General features: G+C 38.9%; 3 protein-coding genes. All 3 read left to right on the forward strand.

The window, feature by feature from the left end; translation table 11 throughout:
• Nucleotides 1-95: 95 nt before the first annotated feature.
• The 3 genes from RG963_RS03520 to RG963_RS03530 all read left to right on the forward strand — a co-directional run bounded on the left by RG963_RS03520 (nt 96) and on the right by RG963_RS03530 (nt 8,962).
• A complete protein-coding gene (locus RG963_RS03520) occupies nt 96-3,290 on the forward strand; it encodes a NosD domain-containing protein (protein WP_310574897.1) in 3,195 nt (1,064 codons plus the stop codon).
• 627 nt (nt 3,291-3,917) lie between these two features.
• A complete protein-coding gene (locus tag RG963_RS03525; RefSeq protein WP_310574898.1) occupies nt 3,918-5,924 on the forward strand; it encodes a right-handed parallel beta-helix repeat-containing protein in 2,007 nt (668 codons plus the stop codon).
• Between the two features lie 497 nt (nt 5,925-6,421).
• Complete coding sequence (locus tag RG963_RS03530) at nt 6,422-8,962, forward strand: PGF-pre-PGF domain-containing protein (protein ID WP_310574899.1); 2,541 nt, start codon at nt 6,422-6,424, stop codon at nt 8,960-8,962.
• Nucleotides 8,963-8,975 lie beyond the last annotated feature (13 nt).

Here is an 8,975-nt window from a genome sequence, read left to right on the forward strand (position 1 = left end):
TAAATATATTAATTGAAACCAATATGTTTATATTGTATTTGCAATTAATTCCTAATTAACTTTAGGAAGTATCATTTATAACTTCTGTTATCTGTATGGAGGAATTAGACATAAACAAATTAAAACTTTTACTACTAGCATTTTTTATTTTCACACTAAGTTCCTTTATCGGAGCGGCTGCGACATATACTGTAGCCACTGATGGAACGGGAAACTATGCAACAATACAGGCTGCAGTGGATAAGGCAGCTTCAGGTGATATAATTCTCGTGCAACCTGGAACCTATACTGAAAATATAGTTATAACTAGAGCCAACCTGGAGCTCAGGTCAGCATCAGATATCCCTGAGGATACGATAATCGCTTCCAATACTACAGGCAAAGATGTAATCTATATTGGAGCCAGAGCTAATTCAAAAATTAAAGGATTTACGATAAGTGGAGCCACCGGAGCAACCATTTCAGGAATTTCTATGAGTTTGTGCAACGGCTGCACCATTGAAAATAACAAATTTTTAAACAATAACATGGGAATATCCGTGAAGTCTTCCGGAAATATTGTAGTACGCAACAATACAGCTACCGTTGGAACAGGTACAGGAATTTACATCACGCAGTCTTATTCGACCACTATTTCAGGCAATAAGGTTTCAGGTTACGCATCCGGGATTAAGATTGATGATTCCCAGGGTGGTAACACCATTTCAGGAAATACCGTAAGCCAGATTTCTGGCAATGGTATAGGACTGGAAGATGCAAGCAATAATGCTTTAGAAAGCAACATCGTAAGCTCGACCGGGAACCGGGGGATCTATCTCGCACGGTCAAGCAAGAACAACCTGAAAAATAATATCGTTTCTTCCAGTGGATCAAACGGGATTGAAATGGAATTGTCTTCTGGAAACACGGTTTTTAATAACACGGTTTCAGGTAATACTACAACAGACAATAACCATGGTATATTCCTGTATACTTGTACAGATAGTTACGTGCAAAGCAACACGGTTTCAGGCTGTGAATACGGAATAGCTATGAGGACTTCCGAAAATAACAGTGTTGTAAACAATAATGCATATGAAAACGGCAGAGGCTTTTACGTAGCCTATACATCCAGCAGAAACACGCTTTCACGCAATAAGGCAAATTCGAACAGCCTTAATGGTATTACTCTGATCAGTAGTTCCAACAATAATATTGTGGATAATAACGAAGTAAATTTGAATGGTAATTATGGTATATATCTTGAGACTGCAAACAATAACAAAATATCTAATAATGCTGCATCCCAAAATTCAAGAGGTATTTTCTTACAGGGTGTTGGATCCACACAAAATACTCTTTCAAACAATATTTTGGATTACAACAGTGACGGTATTCGCCTTGATAACTCAAGTGGGAATAATCTTATCAACAATACTGTAAGTTCGAGCAATACCAATGGGATCTTTTTAGTGGGTTCATGTAATAATAATGGACTGCAGAGCAATACAGTGCGGCTCAATAGAATAGGTATCTACGTGACGAACTCAACTGGAAATACGCTTTCTGAAAATATAGTTTCTGAAAATGGTGCTCAAGGAATTCTGATCATGCTTGCCAATAATAACACCCTTTCCAGGAATAACGTTCATGACAACATTGAAGGTATCTCCCTCAACTCTGCTGAAAGCAACAATATTTCAGGCAATAATATAATTTCAAATGGGAAAGGTATCTACATGTGTCCCAGAAGCTACTACAACCTGGTTTTTAACAATTGTTTCAACAACCCTAGCAATGCAGATGTTAAAAATAATCAAAGCTACTGGAACATAGCAAAGACTTCAGGCAAAAACGTTATGGGCGGACCAACCCTTGGAGGCAATTTCTGGGGAACCCCGTCGGGTCTAGGTTTCTCGGATACTAAATCTGATACAGACGGGGACGGTATTATTGATATTGATATTCCCTTTGTCACAGACAATGGTATCATCGCCTCAGCCAACGGTAATATCAGAGATAATTTCCCGCTTGTACGTGTTGTACTGCCTGTTGTAAATTTCGACGCCAAGCCCACACAGGGTTTTGTCCCTCTCACGGTCGAATTTAAGGATTTGTCAACGGATGCTACATCACTAAGCTGGGATGTTAATGGTGACGGAAGCCCGGACAGTAGTGATAAAACCTTTGTCTACGTGTACGAGACCCCGGGAATCTATACTGCCAATCTAATAGCAAGCAACAAAAACGGCACCACAGATCCAAAAACCGTGCAAATAATTGCAGAGATTTTTAAAGTTTACCCTGTAGCAGACTTCAACGCCAATCTTACGAATGGTTATGCTCCTCTTTCCGTCCAGTTCACTGACCTTTCTCAATACGCAACATCAAGGAGCTGGGACTTTGGAGATGGAACTGCTTCAACCGAGCCGAATCCAACGCATACTTATTCTGCAGCCGGAACCTATACTGTTAACCTGAAAGCAGGCAACGAAAACGGCACTTCCCCAACTCCAAAAACCGCTACAATAACTGTCACACAACAAAGCAGTTCAAGCGGTGGGAGCAGTGGAGGAAGCAGTGGAGGAAGCAGCCATAAAAGCAGCAGCGGAAGTAGTGGCGGTGGCGGTGCAGGCGGTTCCCCTGAACCTGCAAAGAATGTCCAGGTAAAGGAAATTTCTCAGGCTTTCATTACAAACGGAAAACCTGTAAAGTTTGATTTCGCAAAGAATGCAACCTGTGTTGTTTATGTTGGTTTTGATGCAAAGAAGACTGCAGGCAAGACCACAACCATTGCCGAGCAGCTCAAAGGAAAATCCACTCTGGTTTCAGAGCTGGACTCGGGTGAGATCTATAAGTACTTCAACCTTTGGGTAGGAAACGGCGGGTTTGCAACTTCAGACAATATAGAAAACCCTGTCGTATGCTTCAAGGTTGAGAAATCCTGGATACAGGATAAAAAGATCGACCAGGCTTCGATAACTCTCAACAGGTACAACGAGAAAAAATGGGCACAACTGCCAGTAACCCTGTTAAGAGAAGATAACAGGTACCTGTACTTCACGGCAAAAACTTCCGGATTCTCATTTTTTGCAATAACAGGTAAACCCGTAGAGACAGAATCAGGGGCTAAAGTAAAGTCTGAAAATACCACTCAACCTCTTGAACAGAACAAAACAACAGCTGAAGCTGAACAGAAAACAGGAGCTGAACAGGAATCTGATAAGGGAAAAATCACAAGCATACCAGGATTTGAAATGATTTTCGGGATAGTTTGCCTTATTACTGTATTCATGCATAAAAGAAAATAAAAAGATCATTTAAAAAAAAATAAAAAGTAAAAATAACAGTAAAAACAAAAAGTAAAAATAAAAAGTAAAAATAACAGTAAAAACAAAAAGTGAAAATAAAAAGTAAATAATGAAAGAATAAATTCAGTACGGAAAAAAGACAGGATGAAGGCATTGAACCTTCATCTTTCTTCTGCTTTTTCAGTTTTCCTTATTTTTTTAATTTTTTCCTTATTCTTTTCGCTATATTCTTAATATATCTCATTCCTAAAAACCTTTTAAGAACAGTACGGAAGATAAATTTTCTAACATAGATAGCCTCCTCCAATTTATCGAGTCTGAAAAGTCCATTTCCCGCACGTGAGCTGTTTTACCCGGAAGGCAGGCACTCCATTTGTTATTTTATTAAAGTTAACCTGAGATCTGAAAAATAAAAATTATATAACTTATTTCTTTAAGCTGGTTATTGATTGTTGTTTATCTTATATTTTTATGTCTTTAGATTGATATTATTCTAATCCAATAAATATATATCATTTAATGTTTAAATTCTAATTTATTAATAGAAATTTAAATAATAATTTACATAAAAGGTGGGGGATTTAAATAAATAGATTTGTCACTTTAGCTGCAATCTTTTTTATATTTATGTTAGGCTCGAGTACTGGTGCCGCGGTTGAGATCACTGTCCAGCCGGGGGAATCAATTCAGTCCGTAGTAAATAATGCAAGTTCAGGAGATGAAATAGTCATAAGTCCCGGAACTTATACAGATAATCTCGTAATCACAAAGGATAATCTCGTAATAAGGTCAGAGTCCGGGAACCCTGAAGACACACTAATTATGGCGAATAATAACGCCACAGATGTATTCTATGTAGATGCAGACAATGTAAAAATTATGGGACTAAGTATTACGGGAGCAAATATTGACAGGGCAGGAATCTACTTATCCAGATCCAATAACTGTACCATAGAGAATAACAAACTCGTTGATGATGCCCTTGGAATATATCTAAAGGATTCGATGTACAATAATGTCCTCAATAATACGGTATCAGAGGGCAAAAGAGCAATTAATATTGAAAGGTCAGACTATAATACAATATTAAATAATAATGTTTCAAACCAGAGGTTTGGAATTTATATTACTGCTTCTAAAGGGAACATACTTTCCGAAAATACGGCAAATTTGAACTCCAACCATGGTATTATCCTGGAAAACTGTAACAATAACAAGCTGGGAAACAACACCGCAAACTCAAACAACGGTTATGGTATCTACATAGTGTATTCAGCTAATAATAACCTGACCGGTAACACAGTAGACTCAAATATGATTTATGGTATCTGTTTTGTGGATTCCGGCAACAACAGCATTGCAAACAATACAGCAATCAACAGTAAACGAGGCATTTTCCTGTTGAGGTCTGGAGAAAGCACGGTTCTAGACAATCTGGCTTTAAATAACGAGTACGGTATTCGGATTGCGTCAGGAATGAACAGCAACGTCTCAGGAAATGAAGTCGAGAACAACAATATATCAGGTATTTCTTTCTTAAACTCCGCTAACTGCACCATCAATGAGAATATGCTGTTAAATAACACTATTGGAGTAAATCTGGAATTATCCAATAACAATATTGTTCTTAACAACAGTTTCCTGAAAGGAGGAAGGGGAATTAGCCTGAGGGGATCAGGTTATAACCTGGTATCAAATAACACAGCTTTAAACAACAGGTATGGAATGTATGTCCTGAACTCGCAGTGGAACATGCTCTTAAACAATACGGCAAGTACAAGCGTTAACCACGGTACTGTTCTGGTAAATTCCAGTGATAACGAATTTAGAAATAATATCCTAACCTCAAATGTAGGCTATGGGGTTTATCTGAACAATTCGAGCAGCAATACCTTCGGCAATAATACAGCTTCAGACAACAGTAGAGGCATTTACCTGATATCCTCCAATGGAAACAACATTTTAGATAATAATATCCTGGGTAACAGAGAATATGCAGTTTTGCTATCATACTGTACAGGCAACAACATTTCCGGAAACGAAGCTTCCAATAGTGGCCGCGGTATTCACCTGAGCACCTCTCAAAGCAATACAGTGTCAAGAAATATCATTACTATGAACAGTATCTCAGGCATTTTCATGAGCTCTACGAGCAATAACAATATCGTCTTTGACAACTACCTGAATAACGTATTTAATGCAGACATTAAAGACACAAGCGAAGGAAACGTCTGGAATACAACAAAGACTGCTGGTACTAATATCGTCGGTGGGCCATACATAGGAGGCAATTTCTGGGCAAAGCCTGACAGTACCGGATTTTCCCAGACTGCATCGGATGGAGATGGGGATGGCATTGCTGATACGGTTTATAAACTCTCAAATAACAACTATACTGATTTCCTGCCTCTCGTAGGTGGCGTTGAACCGAAAAGGTCTGTAATGTCTGCAGAAGGCCTCAATATCAGCAAACCCACAAGCACCAGCGAAATGGGAATAACAACAAACGAAACGGGAATTACAACAAACGAAACGGAAACAGCTATCAACAAGACAGAAGTGAAAATTAACGAAACTGAAATGAACATCAACAACGAAACCGAAATGAACATCGATGAAACGGCAATGATGTAAATTCAATTAGAAGCAGCCTGAATAATAAAATGAATAAAAACAGCAGGCTAAATGTTTGGGATGAGGATTTGACTCCTCTACCTTATTTTTGTTTTTTCCAATTACCTTTTTTCCAATTACCTTTTTTTCAATTACCTTTTTTCCAATTATCTTTTTTCCAATTATCTTTTAAACCTTTTTTCTAGATCTTAATGTTACGTTCTCATATTATCTTTTCGTGCAGGGCAAAAACGCCTCTTCTACAGAAAAAAATAAAATGTAAATATTTACGTCCGAAACTATGGTCTAAATAGATACTTTGGAGCATTAGAGAAGAAAAACTCCTGAAATACCTCCGGTAAATTGAGATTAATTAAAACAGTGCTTTATATTTTTTGCATTAATATAGCTTCATCAGGGAGTTAACTTAATCAATATATTTATATTGTTTCATGCTTAATTTCTCATTTATTAGAATGAATTTCAGTAAAATTTTACATTTATATTGGGGAATTAAAATGAACAAATTAATCATCCTGCTGACGGCTATGCTTATCTTTGCATTAGGCTCCGGAATCGGGGCAGCTATTGAGATTCACGTCAATCAAACAGATTCGATACAGGCCGCAGTGAACAACGCAGGTTCAGGCGATGTAATAATCGTCAAACCCGGAACATATACCGAGAGTATCCGAGTTACTACACAAAATCTTGTAATAAGGTCAGAATCCGGAAATCCTGCAGATACAATAATCAGGACTAACTCAACAAATGGATTCTCTGTTAGAGCGAGTAACACGGCAATTAGCGGGTTTAAAGTTGAATCCGGAGAAACAGGAATCTATCTGGTTGGATGCAGTGGATGCATAATTACTAATAATGATCTTTCGGACAATGAGATTGGTGTATCTCTGAGCAGCTCGAATAACAATAAAATCTCAGGAAACAGGGCAAACTCGAACAAATTGCATGGGATCCAGCTCGTGACCTCTGAAGGGAATACTCTCTTAAACAATAATGTAAATTCGAATACAAGAGGCATTAACTTTATAACCTCAAATAAGAACACAATTTCAGGTAATAATGCTTTAAATAATAGTGTATATGGAATGTGGATTTCACAATCTAACGATAACAATATTTCAGGGAACACTGTTAACGAGTGTGGTAATGGCGAAACCGGTAGTGGAGGTATCCATCTAGATTCTTCTAGCAGGAACATAATCTCCGGAAACATTGTCGCTTTTACTGACGGCTACGGCTTTTTTGAGTGCCCGGGTTGTCACAATAACCTTGTGTACAATAATTATGTAAATAACGATCGTAATGCAAATATAAACACAAGAGATACTACCTGGAATGTAGCAAAAATTTCTGGCAGAAATATTGTCGGTGGACAGTATATAGGAGGTAATTTCTGGGCAAATCCTGAAGGTACCGGATTCTCCCAGAAGGCAACCGATGTAGACAGGGACGGAATTGCTGATTCCTCATATATTGACGACTCAGGCTATATTTCAGATAAACTGCCTCTTGTACCTGTTTCTAACTCAATCCTGCCTGTTGCAGACTTCAGTGCCAGCGTCACAAGCGGGTATGCTCCTCTTTCTGTCCAGTTTACTGACCTGTCGCAAAATGCAATTTCATGGAGATGGGACTTTGAAAATGACGGAAATATAGACTCTTTAGACAAAAATCCGGTTCACATGTATACAATTCCAGAAAACTATACCGCTAAACTTACAGTAAGCAATGTAAACGGCACTGCTTCAAAAACTGTGCAAATAATGGCAGAAGAATTTAAAATTTATCCTGTTGCAGACTTCAGCGTTAATGCGACGAGCGGTTATGCTCCTTTCTCAGTCCAGTTTACGGACCTTTCACAAAATGCAACCTCAAAGAGCTGGGACTTCAATAACGACGGGCAGTCTGAATCCAACGAATCAAGCCCTGTTTATGTGTACTCTGTTCCTGGAACCTATACCGTTAACTTAACTGCAATCAATGTAAACGGCACCGCTTCAAAAGCTGTGAAAATAATTGCAGAGATTTTTAAAGTTTATCCTGTAGCAGACTTCAACGCCAATCCTACGAGTGGTTATGCTCCTCTTTCCGTCCAGTTCACTGACCTTTCTCAATACGCAACATCAAGGGGCTGGGACTTTGGAGATGGAACTGCTTCAACCGAGCCGAATCCAACGCATACTTACTCTGCAGCAGGAACCTATACCGTTAATCTGAAAGCAGGCAATGAAAACGGCACTTCCCCAACTCCAAAAACCGCTACAATAACTGTCACGCAACAAAGCAGTTCAAGCGGTGGGAGCAGTGGAGGAAGCAGTCATAAAAGCAGCAGCGGAAGCAGTGGCGGTGGCGGTGCAGGTGGTTCCCCTGAACCTGCAAAAAATGTCCAGGTTAAGGAAATTTCTCAGGCTTTCATTACAAACGGAAAACCTGTAAAGTTTGATTTCACAAAGAATGCAACCTGTGTTGTTTATGTGGATTTTGATGCAAAGAAGACTGCAGGCAAGACCACAACCATTGCCGAGCAGCTCAAAGGAAAATCCACTCTGGTTTCAGAGCTGGACTCGGGTGAGATCTATAAGTACTTCAACCTCTGGGTAGGAAACGGCGGGTTTGCAACTTCAGACAATATAGAAAACCCTGTCGTATGCTTCAAGGTTGAGAAATCCTGGATACAGGATAAAAAGATCGACCAGGCTTCGATAACTCTCAACAGGTACAACGAGAAAAAATGGGCACAACTACCAGTAACCCTGTTAAGAGAAGATAACAGGTACCTGTACTTCACGGCAAAAACTTCCGGATTCTCATTCTTTGCAATAACAGGTAAACCCGTAGAGACAGAATCAGGGGCTAAAGTAAAGTCTGAAACTACCACTCAGCCTACTGAAAAGGACAACAAAACAGCAGAAGCTGAACCGAAAACAGGAGCTGAACAGGAACCTGAAAAGGGAAAAATAACAAGCATACCAGGATTTGAAATGATTTTCGGGATAGTTTGCCTTCTTGTGGTATTTCTGCATAAAAGAAAATAAAAAGATCATTTAA

This window comes from Methanosarcina baikalica (genome assembly GCF_031461075.1).
In the GTDB taxonomy this organism is placed as follows: Archaea; Halobacteriota; Methanosarcinia; order Methanosarcinales; family Methanosarcinaceae; genus Methanosarcina; species Methanosarcina baikalica.

Coding starts and splice junctions, on each gene's coding strand:
- RG963_RS03520 (WP_310574897.1), top strand. CDS start 96: ATGGAGGAATTAGACATAAACAAATTAAAACTTTTACTACTAGCATTT.
- RG963_RS03530 (WP_310574899.1), top strand. CDS start 6,422: ATGAACAAATTAATCATCCTGCTGACGGCTATGCTTATCTTTGCATTA.
- RG963_RS03525 (WP_310574898.1), top strand. CDS start 3,918: ATGTTAGGCTCGAGTACTGGTGCCGCGGTTGAGATCACTGTCCAGCCG.